Below are 20,528 nucleotides of genomic sequence, written 5' to 3'. Positions count from 1 at the left end.
GGAAATGAGATGAACGAACAGACAATTATCCGTTTTGATAACGTGTCGAAACGCTACGACGATACCGTCGTCTTAGAGAACATCAGTTTTGAGATTGAGCGAGGGAAGTTCTACACGCTACTCGGACCATCGGGATGCGGGAAGACGACGATTCTTCGGCTCATCGCGGGGTTTATCGAGGCTTCCAATGGAGACATTCACTTTGATGGGAAACGAATCAATGACGTGCCGGCGAATAAACGTCAAGTGAACACGGTGTTCCAAGACTATGCACTCTTCCCTCATTTGAACGTGTTCGAGAACGTCGCGTTCGGTCTACGCATCAAGAAGATGAAAGAGGCCGACATCAAGACGAAAGTCGAGCAAGCGCTCAAGTTCGTCAACTTGGTCGGATACGAATCGCGTGAAATCGATGAGATGTCGGGCGGGCAGCGCCAACGTGTTGCCATCGCGCGCGCCATCGTCAACGAGCCGGAAGTCATTTTGCTCGATGAACCGCTCTCGGCGCTCGACTTGAAGCTCCGGACCGAGATGCAGTATGAGCTCCGCGAATTGCAACAGCGCCTCGGTATCACGTTCATCTTCGTCACACACGACCAAGAAGAAGCGCTCGCCATGTCGGATGAGATCTTCGTCATGAACAACGGGCGCATCGTCCAAAGTGGGACGCCGACCGACATTTACGACGAACCGATCAACCGTTTCGTCGCCGACTTTATCGGCGAATCGAATATCGTGCCGGGCGTCATGCCGGAAGACAACATCGTCTCGTTCGCTGGGAAGACGTTCGACTGTGTCGACCGAGGATTCGACCGCAATGAGAACGTCGAAGTCATCATTCGTCCAGAGGATTTGGAGATGACGTCGGTCGAGTCGGCAAAACTTGTCGTCGATGTCGATTCCCAGCTGTTCCGCGGCGTCCATTATGAGATTTGCTGTTATGACGAGGAAGGGAACGAGTGGCTCGTCCATTCGACGAAAAAATCAGTCGTCGGATCCAAGATTGGGCTCACGTTCGACGAGGAAGCGATTCATGTCATGCGCCTAGGAGAAACGGAAGAAGAGTTCGACCGCCGCCTCGAATCGTATGAGGAGGTCGGCCATGAATCGAACTAGTCAAACGGCGAAGACGGTCTATATGACGACGTATTGGGTGTGGATTGCCCTGTTCGTCATCGCACCGCTCTTCCTCGTTCTCTACTATTCCTTCTTTGATATTGAAGGGAACTTGAGTTTAGAGAACTATCGGACGTTCTTCACGTCGACGTATTTGACGATGACGCTGTCGTCGTTCTGGTACGCGTTCTTAATCACATTCTTCTCGCTTCTCATCGGCTATCCGACGGCGTACTTGTTGACGAAGACGAAGCACAAACAGTTGTGGCTCCTCCTCATCATCTTGCCGTCATGGATCAACTTGTTGCTCAAAGCCTACGCGTTTCTCGGGATTTTCGGGACGTACGGTATCACGAACCAGTTTTTAGATGCGATTGGTATCGGGTCACGGCAGATTTTGTTCACGGATTTCAGTTTCGTGTTCGTGTCGGTGTATATCTTTATCCCGTTCATGATTTTGCCGATTTATAACGCCATCGAGAAGTTGCCGCCGTCACTCGTCTATGCGTCGCGTGACCTCGGGGCCTCGAATTGGACGACGTTCCGACGGGTCATCTTCCCGCTCACGCTCGACGGCGTCAAGTCCGGGATTCAAATCGTCTTCATCCCGGCACTCTCACTCTTCATGATTACACGTCTCATCGCCGGGAACCGTGTCATCACGCTCGGTACGGCGATTGAACAACAATTCCTCGTCACGCAAAACTGGGGCATGGGCTCGACGATTGCCGTGTTCTTGATTTTGGCGATGGTGCTCGTCATGGTCATCACGCGTGACTGGGGTGCGAAAGGGGCGGTGCGCCGATGAAACAACGAAAATTCAAATTAGCGAACTTGTATTTGATGGCGGTGTTCTTCATTCTTTACGCGCCGATTCTCTATTTGGTCGTTTACTCGTTCAATAGCGGTGGGACGATGAGCAGCTTTGAAGGGTTCACCCTCGAATGGTACGAGGCGCTCTTCACCGATACACGTCTCCTCGTCATCGTCTTAAATACAATCGTCATCGCGCTGCTCTCGGCGACGATTTCGACCGTGCTCGGAGTCATCGGTGCGCTCGCCATCTATACGGCCAAGCAGAAGTTCACGAAGACGTCGCTCTTGTCACTCAACAACGTGCTGATTGTCAGCCCGGACGTCATTATCGGGGCGTCGTTTCTCATCTTGTTCACGATGCTCGGTATTCAGCTCGGGTTCTACTCGGTGCTGTTGGCCCATATCGCGTTTTCGGTCCCGATTGTCGTCATCCTCGTCTTGCCGAAGCTACAAGAGATGAGCCCGACGTTAATCGATGCGTCGCGCGATTTAGGGGCGAGCACATGGGACGTGCTCACGAAAGTCATCTTGCCGTACATCACACCGGGCATCTTCGCCGGGTTCTTCACGGCACTCACGTATTCGCTCGATGACTTCGCCGTCACGTTCTTCGTCACGGGGAACGGGTTCTCGACGCTCGCGGTCGAAGTGTATTCACGGGCACGTCAAGGGATCTCGCTTGAGATTAACGCCTTGTCGACGCTACTGTTCTTGTTCACGCTCATGCTCGTCCTCGGGTACTATGTACTCGCGCGACGCACGGCGAAGGAGGTCAGACGATGAAAAAGTTAGTCATCATGTTGACGGCGCCGCTCGTCGTCAGCTTCGGCATCTTGCTTTGGATTTATCAAATCAATATGGCGCAAGGGTTCGGCGGGGACAATACGCTCGTCGTCTACAACTGGGGCGACTATATCGATGAGGACTTGATTGATGAGTTCGAGGAAGAGACCGGGTTGAAGGTCATCTATCAGACGTTTGATTCGAACGAGGCGATGCTCACGAAAATCCAGCAAGGTGGGACGGCCTACGACATCGCTGTCCCGTCCGACTACGCTATCAGCAAAATGATTGAAGAGGATTTACTCGTCCCAATCGACTATACCAAGCTTGAGAATTTCGACAACATCGACCCGCGCTTCCTCGATAAGTCGTTTGACCCCGGCAATAAATACTCGGTCCCTTACTTCTGGGGAACGGTCGGGATTGTCTATAATCCAGAACTTGTCGACGGAGAGATCACGTCGTGGAACGATTTATGGGAGATGCCGCTTGAAAACGACATCTTGCTCGCGGACGGAACACGGGAAGTGATGGGCTTCGGTCTGAACTCGCTCGGTTACTCGCTCAATACGACTGACGAAGCGGAACTGCTCGAGGCGGAGAAAAAGCTCGAGACGCTGTGGCCGAACATTAAAGCGATCGTCGGCGATGAGATTAAGATGCTCATGGCGAACCGGGAAGCAGCCGCGGCCGTCGTCTGGTCCGGTGACGCCTCAGAAATCATGTACGAGAACGAAGAGTTGACGTACGTCATCCCGGAAGAAGGGACGAATCTTTGGTTCGACAATTTGGTCATCCCGAGCACGTCCCGTAACGTCGAAGGGGCCCATCAGTTCATCGATTTCATGCTCGACGCCGAGATTGCGGCACGCAACACGGACTATGTCGGCTATTCGACACCGAACGAGGCCGCGCTCGAGTTCCTCGATGAAGAAGTCGTCACGGATGAACGGTTCTATCCCGATAAAGAAGTGACGGACGAGCTTGAGGTGTATGAGAATTTAGGCAAGCGCATGAACGCGTATTACAACGAGTTGTATTTGCGCTTCAAAATGCAGAGTAAATAACAGAAGTCCCGCTCGAAGGTGAGCGGGACTTTTTCATGAGGTTTGATCATGGTAACGTTAACCGACCGGCGACTTGTGCTGTTGGATGGCGTCGATATGTGCTGCTTGGACTTCGGTACTGGCGTTCATATAAGGCAGGAGTCGTTCGTAAAACTCGATTCGTTCGGCAGCTGTCAAGCGAGGTTCAAGCGAGGTCGTTATCTGCTTCGCCCATGTTTTACGATTCAACACAGGCACGGTCGACGATTCAATATGTTTCAACGTCGACCGGTCACTGAACACAATCCAAGAATGTAAGTAGCTCCGGTCGAGTTGGAGCGCTTGCTCGACTGCCCGCACGTGGAGCTCGTTTTGTTTGATTGGATTGTAGAACTTGAACTTCTTCCGATTGGATAACGTTTGTGTCCATTGCCTGTCCTGCTCCCGTCCGAAAATCCAACCACTATAATTTTTAGACTCGATGACGTGGATTCCACTTTCGTCGATGAACATTACATCGATTTCTGTCGTGCGGTCTCGCTTTGTTGGATGAGGTAAGTATAGGTTCGTCAAGATGAGCGGGGCGAGCCGACGTGCCTCGATTTCAGCGACGCACCGATATTCGCCATACAACCCGATATCTTGTACGACCTTCATGTAGCGATGGCCGGTCTGTGTATAATATTGACTTTGCTTATACCGCTTTACTTTCGAATACACGATCGTCCCACAAATCAAAAAAAGTGGGGCGGCGAAACTGAGTAACGAGATGAATATACTTCCGAGAATGTCGTTCAATAATTGGCTCATCGTCATGCTCCCTTCTTGTCTATGTTCACTATACAAGATGGCGAGAAATGAGAGAGCTGTTTTTAAGATGGAGTGGAAATCAGAATTTTAAAAGTGAAAAAGAAAAAATGAAAAAACCAGCCATCTGTTAAAATGGCTGGTGTAAAAGGATGTTCACAACTGTTGCAGCTCGGCCCGCTCCTCGTCTGTGAAGACACGCGAACGGCTTAAAAACCGCTTCCCTTCGACGCCTTCGACGGAGAACATGCCGCCTCTGCCATCGACGACGTCGATGATCAGTTGCGTATGCTTCCAATAATCATATTGCTTCTCGTGGATATAGAACGGACACCCCCCGATTTCGCCAAGTAAGACGTCGTGATCACCGACGAGAAATTCACCTTGGGGAAAGCACATCGGTGAACTTCCGTCACAACATCCGCCAGACTGGTGAAACAGGAGTGGTCCATGCTTTTGTTTCAGTCGATCGAGAAGCGCGTGCGTGGCGGGGGTGGCCTCGACGCGGTTCACCATCTTAGAAAAACCCGAGTTTTTGTTCGCTGTAACTGACGAGCATGTTTTTCGTCCGTTGATAATGGCTGAGCATCATCTTATGGTTTTCACGGCCGATCCCTGACATCTTATAGCCGCCGAACGCCGCGTGCGCCGGGTATTGATGATAACAGTTGATCCAGACGCGACCGGCTTGAATCTCACGCCCGAAACGGTAAGCCCGGTTCATGTCGCGCGTCCATACACCGGCACCAAGGCCGTAGAGCGTGTCATTGGCGATGGCAATTGCTTCGGCGTCGTCTTTAAACGTCGTCACCGAGAGGACCGGTCCAAAGATTTCTTCTTGGAAAATACGCATCTTGTTATGGCCTTTGAAAATCGTCGGTTGGACGTAGAAGCCGTCCGCGAGCTCACCATCCATCACGTTGCGCTCGCCGCCGATGAGGCACTCGGCACCTTCTGATTTACCGATCTCGAGGTACGACAAGATTTTCTCGAGCTGCTCATTTGAGGCTTGGGCACCCATCATAACGTCAGGGTCGAGCGGGTTGCCGAGCTTGATGTCTTTGACACGTTCAAGGACGCGTTCCATGAATGGCTCATAAATCGACTCATGGATGAGCGCGCGTGACGGACACGTGCACACTTCGCCTTGGTTCAACGCGAACATGACGAGTCCTTCAATCGCTTTATCAAAGAAGTCGTCATCTGCGTCCATAATATCGGCGAAGAAGATGTTCGGTGATTTGCCGCCGAGTTCGAGCGTCACCGGGATGATATTTTGTGACGCGTATTGCATGATGAGGCGACCTGTCGTCGTCTCACCTGTGAATGCGACTTTATCGACGCGGTCGCTCGAGGCGAGCGGTTTCCCGGCCTCTAGCCCGAACCCGTTGACGATATTTAAGACGCCCGGCGGAAGTAAATCTTCAATCAATTCCATGAGCACCATGATTGACGCAGGTGTCTGTTCCGCTGGTTTCAAGACGATACAGTTCCCGGCGGCGAGGGCCGGCGCGGCTTTCCAGACGGCCATCAAGATTGGGAAGTTCCAAGGAATGATTTGCGCGACGACACCGAGCGGCTCTTGGAAGTGATAGGCGACCGTGTCGTTGTAGAGTTCGCTGATGCCACCTTCTTGGGAGCGGATGACCCCGGCAAAGTATCAGAAATGATCGATGGCGAGCGGAAGATCGGCATTCAGCGTCTCGCGGACGGCTTTCCCGTTCTCCCATGTCTCGGCGTAAGCGAGCATCTCAAGGTTTTCTTCCATACGATCGGCAATCTTATTCAAGATGACGGCACGTTCCGTCACCGACGTCTTGCCCCAATCTTCTTTTGCGGCGTGAGCCGCGTCTAGCGCGAGTTCGACATCTTCCTTTGTCGAGCGGGCGACTTCACATAAAACTTTACCGTTGACCGGAGAGGTGTTCTCAAAATATTCTCCCCCGGCAGGCGCTGTCCACTTGCCATTGATGTAATTCTCATAGCGGTCTTTAAAGTGTACTTTCGTGCCTGTCGAGTTTGGGACTTCATAAATCATGGTCGTTCCTCCCTTTTCCATCCTAACGGGTAGTTGTGATAAAAGTCAAAATTTTTCGACAATAATTTGTCACATTTGCGAAAAAATGTTTTGAAGTCAAGATTTGTGGTAAAAACCATATTAGAATGAATTCATAATCCGAAGGAGTGGACGTACTTATGGCAAAAACGTATCAAGTCGACCCAGCCCATAGCACCATCAACTTTACCGTCAAACATATGATGATCTCGAAAGTGAAAGGCGAATTTAAAGATTTCAACGTCGAGGCGAACGGGCAACCGGATGATCTCGCGAACGCGAGTGTGAAGGTGACGATTAAAGCGGCATCGATTGACACGAACAATGGTGATCGCGACAACCACTTGCGGTCCGGTGATTTCTTTGACGTGGAGCAACACGAGGACATCGTGTTCGAGTCGACGTCGTTCCGCTCAAAAGGCGGCAGCGAATTCGAGTTGACAGGCAACTTGACGATTCGCGGGACGACGCGTGAAGAGACGTTTGAAGTCGAGTATGAAGGAAGCGCCAAAGATCCTTGGGGCAACATGAAGCATGCCTTCACCGGTGATGGGTCGATCAACCGTGAAGACTACGGTTTGACGTGGAACCAAGCGCTCGAAGCGGGCGGCGTCCTCGTCGATAAGAAAGTCAAATTCGATTTCGAGCTCCAGTTCACGGAATCGGAGGCATAATAAAAAGTCGCTCCGCGGAGCGACTTTTCTTATTCATAAGCCAATTTTTTCTGCAAGCTCTCTTCACTGAACACCCAGCCGGTGAACGAAGACAACACTTCGTTCGATCCTTCGTCGACGATGACGACGGCGACGAACGGATAGATGTCTTTTGAAAAGTAGCGCAAGTTCGTGAACCGGTACTCGATCATGCCGTTGTGGCGTGTGACCGTGTACGTGTGAATCTTCGAGAACGCCAGGAACGCTTGCAAGTCGGCATTTTTTCGTGCCTCGACGAAATGAAGGTCGTCCTCACCTGGCATCGGTTTGTCACGGAACCGGCCGCATTCAATGACTTCCCCTTTTTTCACTTTGACGGCACCGAGACCATCACGGAAACGGACCGCGACGTGCCAATCATCCCAACCGATTCCTGGGGAGATGAAGAGCTCATGGGCACCGGCGAAGTGACGCGCGACCGTGGCGAGCGCGCGGTTACGCAACTTGAACTGAATCGCATAATAACTGACGACGAGCGCAATGAGCAATGCAAAAATCGGGACAGTCGCCCCTGTGATGAGCCATAATACATATGCTCCGTAATAGGCGGAGAACAAGTACGGATCGAACGTTCCGATGACGCCCCAACCGATCCATTTTTTCGAAAACGGTTGTAGCGCCTGCGTCCCATAGGCGTTAAACAAATCGACGGTAACATGGAGCAACACGGCGATTTGGGCCATGACCCAGAGCGAAGCGGGGTTGACGCCAAGCACGGTCCCGATGACTGCGCTGACGATGATCGGCCAAGCAAGGAGTGCGGTGATTCCGTGTGAACGACCGCGATGCTGGCGTAAATACGTGCTATTGCCTTTTAATTTGAAGACCGTATCAAAATCCGGAGCGTGCGAGCCGACAAGCGCCGTGGCGGTCATGGCGAGGAAAAGCTGTGCGTCGCCTGACACTTCCGGGCTGAGTGTCGCCATGGCACTTAAACCAAGTCCCATCCCAATGTGAGTAGCTGTATCCAATGTGCTTCAGCACCTCCATCAAATAAACACGTCGTTAACTGATCTCATATATCATACAATATTTCTAAAACGAGGGGAAACGAAATGCTTGATCTTGATAAATTGTTCACAAATTATACTATTCCTGAATTCAATGAAAATTTAGTGACGTGGTTCAATCGAGAAAAACGCGATTTACCTTGGCGCCACAATAAAAATCCATATCGTGTCTGGGTCAGCGAAGTCATGCTACAGCAGACGCGTGTCGATACGGTCATCCCCTATTTCAATCGATTCATGGAGCGATTCCCGACGATGGAGTCGCTCGCTGAGGCCGAACCAGAAGATGTTGTCAAGTATTGGGAAGGGCTCGGGTATTACTCACGTGTTCGCAACCTTCATCAAGCGGTCCGCGAAGTCGTCGCCGTTTATGACGGGATTGTCCCGGAAGAGAAAGAGCGGTTCGAAAAGCTAAAAGGGGTCGGACCGTATACGACAGGGGCCGTACTCTCAATCGCCTACAATCAACCGGAACCGGCCGTTGATGGCAACGTCATGCGCGTCATGTCGCGGCAGTTCGGTATTTATGACGACATCGCCCTCCCGAAGACGCGAAAGCTGTTCGAACGAGTCGTCCGGCGCTTGATGGACCCGAGCCATGCCTCTGATTTTAATGAAGGCGTTATGGAACTCGGGGCGACGGTATGCACGCCGAAAAACCCGATGTGTTCGCTTTGCCCCGTCCAAGAGCACTGCTATGCTTACACCCATAACGTGCAAGAGGAACTCCCTGTCAAAACGAAAAAAGGGGCGTCCCGAATTGAGATGTATGACGCACTCTATTGCCGCCGCGACGGGAAGACAGCTTATGTCAAACGACCGGACGCGGGTCTGCTCGCCGGAATGTGGCAATACCCGCTTACAGAACGTGGAACAGGGGAACAGGTAAACGGAACCTATGTGGGACAAGTGAAGCATGTTTTCTCGCACATCGTTTGGTATTTAGATTTGTACGTCGTCGAGACGCTACCGGAAGGGGATTGGGTCTGGCTCGACGGGGAAGAGCGGGCCAAGTTGACGGTGTCGGTCGCGCAACAAAAATTAGAACAGATGGCAGGTGTAGACGATGAGACAGTTCGACGTAACGACGACGTTTGAGACGTCATCGGAGCAACTATGGGCGTTGCTGCAAGACGCATCGCTCTTATCAAAACTGACGTCATTCCCGAAAGTGACGCTCGTAGGGGACGGGGCCTCGGTTGAAGGGAACGTCGTCCAACTCCGCATCGGAATCGGTCCGGTCTCTTTGCCTTGGAATAGCGTCATCACGTTGGCTGGAGACCGTGCCTTTTGTGATCAAGGCGTGAAGCTACCGTTTCCGTTCAAACGATTTTGCCACGTCCATCGCGTCGAGACACGTGAGGGGCGGGCGGTCATGATCGATGAAGTCACGTTCGACAGTTATCTTCCGAACGTGCTCGTCGAACGTTTCGTGCTGCGCTCGATGTTCAAGTCACGCGCTACTGCTTTCCAAAACATACTAAATTCCTGAAAATAAGAGATTTCCTTTTTCATTGGTTCTGAAAGTCGCTATAATTAAATATGAGAATTGTATAGCATCATAGCGGAAAGGAGGAGCTTATGAGCTTATTTCCCAAAGCAGGTAGCAAGATCGAGATACAGAGCTACAAGCACAACGGAACTTTGCATCGCGTTTGGGAAGAAACGCTCGTCCTTCAGTCGTCAAAAACGGATATGATCGGATTCAATGACCGTATCATGGTCAGCGAGTCAGACGGCCGGCAATGGAGAACGCGAGAGCCGGCAATTTGCTACTTTTCATCTGAGTTTTGGTTCAATGTCATCTGTATGATTCGCGAAGATGGGATTTACTATTACTGTAATCTAGGTTCGCCGACGACGTTTGATGGCAACGAACGCGCCATCAAGTACATCGACTACGATTTGGACATCAAGGTGTTCCCAGATATGTCGTACACGATTTTAGATGAGGATGAATACGAGCGGCATCGTCGCGAGATGAATTATCCGAAAGCGATTGATCGAATCTTGAAACAGAACGTTCAAGAACTTATCAACTGGATTCGAGGACGGAAAGGGCCGTTCAACCCAACATTCGTCGATGAATGGTATCGCGAATACGAAGCACGTTACCGGAGATGATTGTTCATCTCCGCTTTTTTTCTTGAAGGAGGAACTATGGGCAGTATTAAACGTTATTTGCAATTTGTTAAACCGTATAAGAAACAGATTGCGCTCACCATCTTCGTCGGAATCTTGAAATTTTCGATTCCGCTCGGATTGCCGTTACTTTATCGATATGTCATTGACAACTATTTGACAGACCCAGACCCGGCGGCCGATTACACCGAGCTCGTCTGGCTGTTCAGCATCGTCTTCTTCATCTTTCTCGTCTTGAAACCGCCGATTGAATATTTACGTCAATATTTGGCACAATGGGCGGCAACGCGGATCTTATTCGATGTCCGGAACCGTTTGTTCGACCACGTGCAGAAGTTATCGCTCCGTTATTATTCGAACAACAAGACCGGGCAAATCATCTCCCGCATCATCAACGACGTCGAGCAGACGAAAGACTTCGTCATCACCGGCCTCATGAACATTTGGCTCGATATGGTCACGATTTTAATCGCCATCGCCATCATGTATACGATCGACCCACAACTGACGCTCATCGCGATTTTGCCGCTCCCGTTCTATGCGATTGCTGTCCGTTATTTTTACGGTCGCCTGCGTCGTTTGACACGTGAACGTTCGGCCGCACTCGCCGATTTGCAAGGTCATTTGACGGAACGGGTGAACGGCATGGCCGTCATCCGCAGCTTCGCCCTCGAACCGTATGAGAACAAGGCGTTCGAACAACAGAACGGTGGCTTCTTGAAAGCGGCGCTTCGACACACGGGTTGGAACGCGAAGACGTATGTCGTCGTCTCGACGATTACGGACATCGCCCCGATTTTGATTTTCACGACGGCGTCATGGCTCGTCTTGCAAGATCAAGTCTCACTCGGGACGCTCGTCGCGTTCATCGCATATATCGATCGGTTGTATGCACCGCTCGGCCGACTCGTCAACTCGGCGACGACGCTCACGCAGTCGGTCGCGTCGATGGACCGGGTGTTCGAGTTCCTCGATGAACCGTATGACATCGAAGAGAAAAGAGGCGCATTCGTGCCGGTCCAGACGGCCGGTAAAATCGAGCTCGACCGTGTCGGGTTCGCCTATGAGAAGGAAGGCACACGTGCCCTTCATGACGTGAGCCTATCGATTCGGGAAGGGGAACGGGTCGCCTTCGTCGGTATGTCCGGCGGTGGGAAGTCGACGCTCGTCAGTTTGATCCCGCGCTTCTATGACGTCACGGATGGGAGCATCAAAATCGACGGTGTCGACGTGCGGGACTTCAAACTGCGCGCGCTCCGCGATCAAATCGGTATGGTCATGCAAGACTCTGTGCTCTTTAGCGAGTCGGTCGCGATGAACATCCGGATGGGGAATCCGGAAGCGTCAGACGAGGACGTCATCGCCGCCGCGAAAGCAGCGAACGCGCACGAGTTCATCTCGAACTTGCCGAACGGGTATGATACACCAGTCGGGGAGAAAGGCGTGAAACTGTCAGGCGGTCAAAAGCAACGCCTTGCCATCGCCCGCGTCTTCTTGAAACACCCGCCGATCATCATCCTCGATGAAGCGACGAGTGCACTCGACCTCGAGAGTGAGGCGATGATTCAAGACTCGCTCGCGCGCCTGACGAGAGGACGGACGACGTTAATCGTCGCGCACCGCCTGTCTACGATCACGGACGCCGACAAGATCGTCGTCGTCGACAATGGACGAATCATGGAGACCGGAACGCATGAAGAATTGATGCGTCGACGGGGTGCCTACTACGACCTGTATATGATTCAAGACTTAGCTGTCGTCGAATAAGGCTTCGAGTTCTCAACTCGAAGTCTTTTTTTGTTTTTAGAATTCGCTAGACGGGAATGAGATAACGACATGAAAAAGGGGGACGATTCAATGATGAATGGGGAAGGTTTGATTCAAGTTCGGCCGCTCAATGAAGGGATTGAATTAACGTGGTCACTCGAAGGGGAAGTGCATGTCGTTCGAAACGGCACGGACGTCTACCGGGGAACCGAGCACCATTATGTGGACCTTGAAACAAAAGTCGGCGAACAAGTGGCCTATCAGTTAACGTTTGCGTCAGGGGAAGAGGCGAGTGTCTATACGGCCGCTGTCAACCCGACAGACGACGTGTATTGGAATCGGCATATGACCGCTGCTGTCGTAACCGACACGGGCACATATTTACAGTGGGATCCGATTTCAGACGTGGAGTCGTATGCGATTTATCGGCAAGGTCGCCGTGTCGCAGAAGTGAGTGGATCTGGATATATCGATGACACACCGTTACAGGAGCCAACATTTTACGAAGTACGGGCATTGCGACCGATGAAACATACCGGCAAACCTGGTGCGCATTTGATTGATTTAGTCGGAAAAGCGATGACGCTCGCGAAAGAACATACCCTTTCGACGAGACGGGACAGCGAATTGTACGTCATGTACTTTATGGTCAGTCCGTCGACTCCGGAAATCACAGAAGTGAGCGACGTCCAGTTACGTGTCCAGCCCTTTATCAAGCCGCCAATTTTAAAGAACCCGAACGTGTTCTCTCCCCACCCTTACTTTGAAGGGGATGGTCGCTCGTATAACGTCTACGCTGAAGATTATCGAACGCGGACCGAAGTCATGGTCGAACAGTTAAACGACGTGCCACTTGTCTCGATTAAGAAAGATGCGAACGTGACAAGAGGCTATACGAAACATCATAAACTGACGGGAGAAGACGTGGCTTCAGTCGATCAAGTCTATCTAGAAGATGTCTCCATCGAGCCTGGTGAAGTGACGTATCGTCTTCAGCATTCGGTCGGCAACCCACTCGTGATTGCGCCTGATATTAAATATACGATTGTCGCCCATCTAAAAAATCGACCGACGTTCAAGTTGTCAGGCGAACATACGCAGTCTCCGCATCATGAGGTTTATCTTCGCATGGGCGATGCGCCATGGATGACCATTCACCGTGCCGACGACTTAGGGGTCAGCTTCATGGCTCAACCTTTACCGTACTGTCACTGGACGTATCTTACGTGCATGCAATAAGAACACCCGCCACCTTCATAAGGTTGGCGGGTTTGTCTGTTGATCGATAAACCGACTCCGTTCTTCTGGTGTCGGAAGTTTACACGTCTCTTTCGTTCCGAACCACTTGTAACGATTTTTGGCAATGACGTCGTACCCGAAATCACGAATCGGTCTCGGTACGATACGGATGAGCCCGAGCCAACGCCATCCCCCGTCCAACCCTTCTGCAATCCGGATGGCCGCATCTGACTTGAGATAAGGGACACCATCTTTCAAAAGCACGATACTATCGATGGCTTCTGGAATCCGGTGCCGGGTCCGTAACGCTTTTCCGGCTTCGCCTTGAAGAGATGCAAAGTGGAAGTGACCTTTTGAGTCACGGTTCAGAATGAATTGGACGCTTGCGTCGCAGAAGTTACAGTCTCCATCAAACAATACAATCGCTGGCATGAACATCGCCTCCTTCACTCTTCGTAGTTACCGCTCAAGCGAAAGATTAAACGTCATGCCGCCAGTTGTCGGGTCGCCTCCATCTTGTAGAGAGACAAGTAATACAAATATCCTCCAAGCGCGCCGAAAGCGAAGATGTAGCCGCTCATGAAGACGGGACCGATGAACGCACCGACGACGATGCCAGCAGCGGCCACGAGTTTTGCCCCGTGGAACGTCAATCCGCCGAAAGCCAAGTACGAAGCGCGCCGTTCCGGGTCGAGCAAATCGACTTGCTTCACTTGTCGAATCGGAGAATAGAGCAACTCGCCGAGCGTGAAGACGACGGCGAGGACGGCCAAGACGAAGAATGAGTTCATCGACGTGATGGTCGCGAATGCGGTGACGTATAACGCGAGACCGATAAAGAACACGTGTTTCTCGCGGAAACGTTTGACGAAGGCGGTGACGGCGAACGTGATTGCGACGACGAGGAGCGTGTTCTCGAGTTGCATGAACGCCATCATCCGCACCCCGTCAAATGGGACACCGACAATCGTTCGTTCTTGAAACGTCTCGGCTAGGTGAACACCTATATAGTTCGCCATATGGAACTCGGTCGAGAAGACGAGCATGCTGCCGAGGACAAACAGCATCCAACGCCGGTCGGCGAGGGCGATCCGGTAGTTCGTGATGACCCCGATGATCGGGTTCGCCGGTGTGGCGCGGTTACCGGCATACGAATCGACGAGATACCGCTGTAGGACGAGTGTCGTGATGAGTAAGACGAGCGTCATCCCGACGAATAAGGCGAAGCGATGATCGCGATAGAACAACCCGCCGAGCATGACCCCGCCTGCGATGGCCAAGTTGACAAGCCAGTAGTCATACACGTAAATCGCTTTTCGATTTGATTCTTCCATCGAGTCGATAACGATCGCCTCGAGCGCCGGATAGTTCAATCCGTTTGAAATCGCATGACCGAAGTAAAGGACGGCGACGGCGAGTGCCCAGTTGTTCGAAGGGTGAATCGCGACCGTCATGCCGATAAAGCATAAAATTTGAACGACTTGCCCGATTTGCAAGACGTGTTTTCGATTGAACCGGTCCGAGAAGTACCCACCGAACAAGCCGGTGACGTACCCGACGATGACAAAAGATGTCATGATGATCCCGGCGGTGATTTTGCCGAGTTCTGCTGAAAAGTATAAAGCCATGAATGGGAAGATTGCCGAACCGACGATACGAATGAAAAAGCCACAGACGAGCCGGAGTCGGACGTTCGTAGGAAATCTTTAAATTTCATGTGAGCACCTCCTTGCACCTACTTTAAACGTGGACTACACTTGGAAAAAAGAGACAAATAAAGTGGGGATGTCCACTTTTAAGGGGGAGTCCGATGAATCCGAAGCTTGTTTCCATCTATCGCTATGCCATCGAGCGGGACCGAGAGGACGTGACGTTACGCGAAGCGGTCAACGCCACGGGGTATAGTGAAAAACAAATCAAGCGAGACGTGAATGTATGGGCGCAGTCCGGATGGGTCGAGTATCGCCCGGGCCGGGGCAGGGGGCACGAGTCCGTCATTCAGTTCGCGCCGTCGTTTAATCAGGTGTTGACGACTTGGGTAGATACGACGTTCGCCCGCATCACGATGGCCGAGGCGGCAAAATGGCTAGAATGGGAATGGCCGCCGCTGTTGCGAGAGAAAATCCAGGCTCACATCTGGGGGCGATTCGGCTTCGAACAGACGGAAGAGGATCGTTTCATCTTCCCGCGAACGAGAGCGCTCGCCTCGCTCGACCCGCTCGATATCCACATCGCGATGGAGGCGTCGCTCGCCCGCCACCTGTTCGACCGGTTGTTCGAATGGGACGGGAATGTCATCCGACCATCGCTCGCCCATCATATAGAAGCAACACGTTTCGGTTTTCGCTTATATATCCGAAAAGGGGTACTGTTCCATAACGGGATGTCGCTCTCGGCGAATGAGATTGTCTACTTGCTCAACCGATTGTTGCGATACGGGAAACAACGGTGGCTGTTCGCGCCAATCGAGCGAGTCGATTCACCGGCTCCTTTTATCGTCGACATCTATACATCTGCGCACGGTGGTTACATCGAGCGGCTCTTAGCGCAGACGCCCGCCTCGATTTCGTATAAAGGGTTTGAGGGGACGGTCGGGACAGGGCCGTTCAAACTCGAACGTGTGTCCGAAGACGTCACGCGTTTCCAAGCGTTCGAACGGGGCTTGCGTCCGCGGCCGTCGTTGGATGTCGTCGAGTTCGTGACGTTCTCGGAGGCGGACCACGCCGAATGGAGCATGCGTGACGACCATCGCCTCGTGAAATGGGTCGCCGAAGCTGGGGCGCGTTACGCCGTCTTCAACACGAGGCATTCTTGGTTGAAGGACGCCCCGGACGTTAGGCGAGCGATTCTCCGTACCATCGATAAAACGGCACTCGTCGCATTAGGCGGAGAGCGGCATCAAGTCGCCCATGGCTTTTTCCTAGAAGCGAGTCAAGAAGTGAAGCGAGAAGCGGAAGACCGCATCGATGTGCGTCCGATCCGTCTCTTGCATTTGCCTTACGCGACGGCGACGGAAGACGCCAACTTGATTGCACAACAATTGACGTTTGCGGGTTTCACCGTGGAGACAGAAGTGTATACGTTGTCCGTCTTGTTAGAGGAAGAGACGCTCCGGCGCGCCGACATCATCCTTTGTGGCGAGATGATGAATGAAGACCGCGACTTGGCGTTTCTGGCGTTCATGACGAGCGAGTTATCGCTTGTCGGGAAGTTGCTCGGTGAAGACGCGACGCTTCGGACGATGATGGACCGATATCATCAAGTCGATTTGGACGTGTGGCCGCACCTTCATCGTGAAGTCGAACGTTACGTGACCGAGCAAGCGTACGTCGTCCCGCTCTATCATGTGGCCCGCGAACGGCGATTCCCGAGTTTTCTCGGCGATGTGCCGATCGACATCTATGGTCATCCGCGCTACGAGCAGCTTTGGATTCGACCATCGCTATAAAGAAACGGAGATGCCGCGGCATCTCCGTTTCTTTATAGTTCGGCGAACGCGCGGTTGACCGCGGCGATCGTCTCGTCGATATCTTGTTCCGTATGTTCTGTCGTCAAGAACCAGGCCTCGTATTTCGAAGGGGCCAGGTTGACGCCATTCTCGAGCATGAGCTTGAAGAAACGGCCGAACACTTCGCCGTCCGACTTTTCGGCACCGTCATAGTCGGTGACGATTTCGTCTGTGAAGTAGACCGTGAGCGCCCCTTTCAAGCGGTTGAGGGTGATCGTCACACCGTGTGTGTTTGCCGCCTCGCGAATTCCGGCCTCGAGCCGGGCGCCGAGGGCGTCGAGTTTCTCATAGACGCCCGGCTGTTCCAACACTTCAAGGCAGGCGATCCCGGTCGCCATCGAAGCAGGGTTTCCGGCCATCGTCCCGGCTTGGTACGCAGGGCCGAGCGGCGCGACGGTCTCCATGATTTCAGCTTTCCCGCCGTAAGCACCAATTGGCAATCCGCCACCGATCACTTTTCCGAGTGCCGTCATGTCTGGCTCAATGCCGTACACTTGTTGCGCGCTACCGTAAGTGAAGCGGAACGCCGTGATGACCTCATCATAGATGACGAGGGCGCCATGTTCATGGGTGATGTCGTTGACGGCTTGGAGGAAACCTGGTTTTGGTTCTACGATGCCGAAGTTCCCGACGATTGGCTCGACGAGGACGCAAGCGACTTGTTCGCCCCATTCGTTCATCATGTTACGGAACGCCTCGACGTCATTGAACGGGACGGTGATGACTTCTTTGGCGGTCGCACGTGTGACACCGGCAGAATCTGGTGAGCCGAGTGTCGCCGGACCGCTTCCTGCGGCGATGAGCATCAAGTCTGAGTGGCCATGGTAGCAACCGCTGAACTTGACGACGAGTTCGCGTCCGGTGTAGGCACGGGAAACCCGGATCGTCGTCATGACGGCTTCCGTCCCGGAGTTGGTGAACCGGACTTTATCCATCGATGGGATGGCATCTTTCAATTTCTTCGCAAAATCGACTTCAAGGGCGTGGGGTGTCCCGTAAAGCAGTCCTTTTGACGACGCCTCCATCAAGGCGCGATGAATGTGCGGGTGGGCGTGACCGGTGATGATTGGACCGTAAGCCGCTAAATAGTCGATATAGCGATTGCCATCCACATCATAAAAATATGCCCCTTCCCCGCGCTCCATATAGACGGGAGCGCCGCCGCCAACGGCCTTAAACGAGCGTGAAGGACTGTTGACGCCACCGACGATGTGGGTCTGTGCCTCTTCGTACAAGACGTCTGACTGTTTCCGGGTAGATGATGTTGACATATGTATTGCCTCCTTTTACAAATTCGCACTTATTGTATCATAGCCGTCAACCGCTTAAGCTCGACGTTTGACGACTGCTTTAGAAATCAGTACACTATTTATAAAGATTACTATGTAAGAAATAGGTTAATTCTAACTAACATTTCGCATGAATTCTAATAGAAGAAATGAGGGATTGACGTGGGAAGCGAGATGCTTGACCATGCTGTTCAGTCGCTCCGAGAACATGGAGTCAGAATGACGCCTCAGCGCCAGGCCATTTTGGAGTACCTCGTCACGGAGCACAGTCATCCGACGGCGGATGATATTTACAAGGCGCTATCGGGACGTTTTCCGAACATGAGTGTCGCCACGGTATATAATAACTTGCGCGTCTTCAAAGAGATTGGACTCGTTCAAGAAATGAACTATGGAGATGCCTCGAGCCGATTTGATTTCGTCACTTCGCGTCACTATCACATTATCTGTGATACGTGCGGAAAAGTCGTCGACTTCAACTACCCGGTACTCGATGAGATTGAAGCGGTCGCTTCTCAGTTGACCGGCTTCAAAGTCGATCGTCACCGTCTTGAAGTGTACGGGACATGTCCGACGTGCCAGGCTGAACAAACGCATACACATTAAAAAACACATCCGACACGCGGATGTGTTTTTTAATCGTGTTGCTCGGATTGGCGTTTGTTATACTTTTCGTCAAACTCTTTTCCTTCTAATGAGCGATCAATCGTCAATGGCTCGTCGCAATGCATACATAAATCGACGCGGCCGAGCATCTTTGTCTCTCTCTCACAATTCGGGCACGTGACGATGATTGCTTTCGTCGATGCCATTCCGATGATGAAGTAAAGGGCAGAACTCGATAACACCATCAAGAAACCGAGTAACATGAAAATAATCATCAGCCACGTGATGTTCTTCGCGAGCAACCCGAGGTACATGACACCGATTCCGCCGAAGATGAGCAATAGCGCGACGTTCCGAGCTCGGTTGATTTTATTCCCCCGTTTTTTCATTCCACAATCCCTCCATGTCTGCCTTTACTATATCTTATCTATCGAGCGGTGAGAAGTTCGTGCGTTCAATGGCAGGAGAATTTTATAAACAAGGCGAATCAATTTCGTAGCAGAGTAGATACTTGTGTGGACGAAGTGTTCACAATGAGAAAGAAGGGGTCAAGGTGACGATGGAATACGCCACACGAACGATTTATTCAGAATATGCAGCCTTGAAAACAACGCTCGGGATTATCGAGGTGAAGAAAAAGCGACCGAGAGATCCGTTGACTGATCAATCGGATCGGCTGTTGATTGTTATCGAGGCGAAAGACGATCCGTTTTGGACGGTGAAACACTATCAAATCGGGCAAGAAAAAATTGTCCTTCACGTTGTGAGCGATTCGATGATGGATCGCTGGATTGTCTTGAATGAAAATCGACGTGCCATTCATTGGATAGAGGACGGTATGGTGTTATTTGAGAGAAATGAATTCTTACTAGAACTTCGGCAGCGATTGCGCAACTTCTCAAATGAAGAACAACGTCTCCAACTTTCGCTTGCGTTCGCGAAACTGCTCAGACGGTTCGAAGACGGCCGCAGTTTGTTTTTACAAGGAGAATATCAAGACGCATTCACGCAAATCCATCATGCCTTGACGCACTTGGCGCGGTTGTCGATTTTAGAGGCCGGCATTCATCCGGAAATCATCTTATGGAAACAAGTCCGGAAATTAGATTTAGAAGTGTATAAGCTACACGAAGAGCTTGTGAGCGGGGGCGAAGAGCTCGAACAGCGCATTCATCTCGTTATCATTGGGATGGAGCACTTGATTCAATCGAAAGTGTTGCCGGGAACACTGTTGTTGCTTCAAACCATGCAACAACAAGAAGAACCATGGTCGTTCTCAGAACTAATGGAACACCCGGACTTGCAAGAGTTACGTGTCGATTTAGGGAGCATCATTAGTTTCCTTGTCCGGAAAGGCTATGTCCGGGCAGTTGCGCGTCCGACGAAGGGCGTCGGGGTTGAAGCAATCGCGTATGAAATTTCTTAAGAATAGAATGAGAATGGGGATTGTATGATTGATGAAAGTGATAAAGTTTCTATTAAGTAGTGTATCCATCATCGTTGCGACTGTTTTTTTAACTTTCGTGGTCGCGATATTTACTATGGGAGACCCGATTGCGGGAGGGCGTCCAATCATATGGACGCTTTGGTTTGTCGCCGCACTGGCGATTGTGATCATTGCGCTATATGA

21 protein-coding genes and 1 pseudogene (1 of these 22 only partly in view) are annotated in these 20,528 nt (G+C 51.7%); 14 read left to right on the top strand and 8 right to left on the bottom strand.

From position 1 onward, the window contains the following. Nucleotides 1–9: 9 nt before the first annotated feature. The 4 genes from KB235_RS13420 to KB235_RS13405 are packed head-to-tail and all read left to right on the top strand — an operon-like array spanning nt 10 to nt 3,782. A complete protein-coding gene (locus KB235_RS13420) occupies nt 10–1,116 on the top strand; it encodes an ABC transporter ATP-binding protein (RefSeq protein WP_034815719.1) in 1,107 nt (368 codons plus the stop codon). After that, nucleotides 1,103–1,924: an ABC transporter permease gene (locus KB235_RS13415; RefSeq protein WP_211779888.1), complete on the top strand. Its 822-nt coding sequence runs from the start codon at nt 1,103–1,105 to the stop codon at nt 1,922–1,924. Before KB235_RS13420 ends, KB235_RS13415 begins: the two co-directional genes overlap by 14 nt. Then, nucleotides 1,921–2,715 (top strand): ABC transporter permease, encoded by a 795-nt coding sequence (locus tag KB235_RS13410; protein WP_034815714.1) that lies wholly within the window; start codon nt 1,921–1,923, stop codon nt 2,713–2,715. Before KB235_RS13415 ends, KB235_RS13410 begins: the two co-directional genes overlap by 4 nt. After that, on the top strand, nt 2,712–3,782 hold the full coding sequence (locus tag KB235_RS13405; RefSeq protein ID WP_034805370.1) for an ABC transporter substrate-binding protein: 1,071 nt from the start codon (nt 2,712–2,714) through the stop codon (nt 3,780–3,782). Before KB235_RS13410 ends, KB235_RS13405 begins: the two co-directional genes overlap by 4 nt. A gap of 57 nt (nt 3,783–3,839) precedes the next feature. Here KB235_RS13405 and KB235_RS13400 read toward each other — a convergent pair whose 3' ends face one another. From KB235_RS13400 to exaC, 3 genes and pseudogenes are all read right to left on the bottom strand, one after another. Beyond that, complete coding sequence (locus KB235_RS13400; protein WP_211779887.1) at nt 3,840–4,571, bottom strand: nuclease-related domain-containing protein; 732 nt, start codon at nt 4,569–4,571, stop codon at nt 3,840–3,842. A gap of 153 nt (nt 4,572–4,724) precedes the next feature. Next, on the bottom strand, nt 4,725–5,084 hold the full coding sequence (locus tag KB235_RS13395) for a DUF779 domain-containing protein (protein WP_211779886.1): 360 nt from the start codon (nt 5,082–5,084) through the stop codon (nt 4,725–4,727). A gap of 1 nt (nt 5,085) precedes the next feature. Continuing rightward, nucleotides 5,086–6,606 (bottom strand): annotated as a pseudogene (gene exaC / locus KB235_RS13390) (acetaldehyde dehydrogenase ExaC). A 158-nt stretch (nt 6,607–6,764) separates the two neighbouring features. On the opposite strand from exaC, the gene KB235_RS13385 reads away from it, so the two are divergent. After that, nucleotides 6,765–7,298 (top strand): YceI family protein, encoded by a 534-nt coding sequence (locus tag KB235_RS13385; protein WP_034815710.1) that lies wholly within the window; start codon nt 6,765–6,767, stop codon nt 7,296–7,298. Nucleotides 7,299–7,327: 29 nt separating this feature from the next. On the opposite strand, the gene KB235_RS13380 is transcribed toward KB235_RS13385, so the two are convergent. Then, nucleotides 7,328–8,308 (bottom strand): metal-dependent hydrolase, encoded by a 981-nt coding sequence (locus KB235_RS13380; protein WP_034815708.1) that lies wholly within the window; start codon nt 8,306–8,308, stop codon nt 7,328–7,330. 84 nt (nt 8,309–8,392) lie between these two features. On the opposite strand from KB235_RS13380, the gene mutY reads away from it, so the two are divergent. The 5 genes from mutY to KB235_RS13355 all read left to right on the top strand — a co-directional run bounded on the left by mutY (nt 8,393) and on the right by KB235_RS13355 (nt 13,495). Continuing rightward, nucleotides 8,393–9,445, top strand: coding sequence for an A/G-specific adenine glycosylase (gene mutY / locus KB235_RS13375; protein WP_034815704.1), 1,053 nt, complete (start codon nt 8,393–8,395; stop codon nt 9,443–9,445). Beyond that, the gene (locus tag KB235_RS13370) at nt 9,414–9,839 is read left to right on the top strand and encodes a hypothetical protein (protein ID WP_034815702.1); all 426 of its coding nucleotides are present in this window, start codon (nt 9,414–9,416) and stop codon (nt 9,837–9,839) included. Before mutY ends, KB235_RS13370 begins: the two co-directional genes overlap by 32 nt. An 89-nt stretch (nt 9,840–9,928) precedes the next feature. Next, nucleotides 9,929–10,471 carry a nucleoside tri-diphosphate phosphatase gene (gene ntdP / locus KB235_RS13365; RefSeq protein WP_034805392.1) on the top strand — a complete coding sequence of 181 codons (543 nt, stop codon included), beginning with the start codon at nt 9,929–9,931 and terminating at the stop codon, nt 10,469–10,471. A 36-nt stretch (nt 10,472–10,507) separates the two neighbouring features. Next, nucleotides 10,508–12,256, top strand: a complete 1,749-nt coding sequence (locus tag KB235_RS13360) for an ABC transporter ATP-binding protein (protein WP_211779885.1) — start codon at nt 10,508–10,510, stop codon at nt 12,254–12,256. A gap of 90 nt (nt 12,257–12,346) precedes the next feature. Beyond that, complete coding sequence (locus KB235_RS13355) at nt 12,347–13,495, top strand: DUF3238 domain-containing protein (protein ID WP_211779884.1); 1,149 nt, start codon at nt 12,347–12,349, stop codon at nt 13,493–13,495. A gap of 15 nt (nt 13,496–13,510) precedes the next feature. Here KB235_RS13355 and KB235_RS13350 read toward each other — a convergent pair whose 3' ends face one another. Both KB235_RS13350 and KB235_RS13345 read right to left on the bottom strand, forming a co-directional pair. Then, nucleotides 13,511–13,927, bottom strand: coding sequence for a thiol-disulfide oxidoreductase DCC family protein (locus tag KB235_RS13350; protein WP_211779883.1), 417 nt, complete (start codon nt 13,925–13,927; stop codon nt 13,511–13,513). Between the two features lie 53 nt (nt 13,928–13,980). Continuing rightward, on the bottom strand, nt 13,981–15,123 hold the full coding sequence (locus tag KB235_RS13345) for an MFS transporter (RefSeq protein WP_246514236.1): 1,143 nt from the start codon (nt 15,121–15,123) through the stop codon (nt 13,981–13,983). Nucleotides 15,124–15,305: 182 nt separating this feature from the next. Here KB235_RS13345 and KB235_RS13340 point away from each other — a divergent pair, with 182 nt between their 5' ends. Continuing rightward, the gene (locus KB235_RS13340) at nt 15,306–16,943 is read left to right on the top strand and encodes an ABC transporter substrate-binding protein (RefSeq protein ID WP_211779882.1); all 1,638 of its coding nucleotides are present in this window, start codon (nt 15,306–15,308) and stop codon (nt 16,941–16,943) included. Nucleotides 16,944–16,975: 32 nt separating this feature from the next. Here KB235_RS13340 and KB235_RS13335 read toward each other — a convergent pair whose 3' ends face one another. Further along, nucleotides 16,976–18,274: a glutamate-1-semialdehyde 2,1-aminomutase gene (locus KB235_RS13335; RefSeq protein WP_211779881.1), complete on the bottom strand. Its 1,299-nt coding sequence runs from the start codon at nt 18,272–18,274 to the stop codon at nt 16,976–16,978. Nucleotides 18,275–18,466: 192 nt separating this feature from the next. On the opposite strand from KB235_RS13335, the gene perR reads away from it, so the two are divergent. Beyond that, nucleotides 18,467–18,898 carry a peroxide-responsive transcriptional repressor PerR gene (perR, locus tag KB235_RS13330; protein ID WP_167331253.1) on the top strand — a complete coding sequence of 144 codons (432 nt, stop codon included), beginning with the start codon at nt 18,467–18,469 and terminating at the stop codon, nt 18,896–18,898. 29 nt (nt 18,899–18,927) lie between these two features. Here perR and KB235_RS13325 read toward each other — a convergent pair whose 3' ends face one another. Continuing rightward, on the bottom strand, nt 18,928–19,287 hold the full coding sequence (locus KB235_RS13325) for a YgzB family protein (RefSeq protein ID WP_211779880.1): 360 nt from the start codon (nt 19,285–19,287) through the stop codon (nt 18,928–18,930). Between the two features lie 170 nt (nt 19,288–19,457). Here KB235_RS13325 and KB235_RS13320 point away from each other — a divergent pair, with 170 nt between their 5' ends. Together KB235_RS13320 and KB235_RS13315 are read left to right on the top strand one after the other, a co-directional pair. Continuing rightward, the gene (locus KB235_RS13320; RefSeq protein WP_211779879.1) at nt 19,458–20,324 is read left to right on the top strand and encodes a nucleotidyltransferase-like protein; all 867 of its coding nucleotides are present in this window, start codon (nt 19,458–19,460) and stop codon (nt 20,322–20,324) included. 115 nt (nt 20,325–20,439) lie between these two features. Next, nucleotides 20,440–20,528, top strand: the 5' end (the start) of a protein-coding gene (locus KB235_RS13315; protein WP_246514234.1) for a PstS family phosphate ABC transporter substrate-binding protein. The gene runs 1,009 nt beyond the window's last position; 89 of the gene's 1,098 nt are visible here — the first part of the coding sequence; the start codon lies at nt 20,440–20,442; the stop codon falls past the right edge of the window.

Origin of the sequence: Exiguobacterium alkaliphilum, assembly GCF_018138125.1 — a bacterium.
GTDB classification, from domain to species: domain Bacteria; phylum Bacillota; class Bacilli; order Exiguobacteriales; family Exiguobacteriaceae; genus Exiguobacterium; species Exiguobacterium alkaliphilum.
The sequence above is the reverse complement of the archived record's forward strand: the minus strand, read 5'-3'. Positions and strand labels throughout refer to the sequence as shown.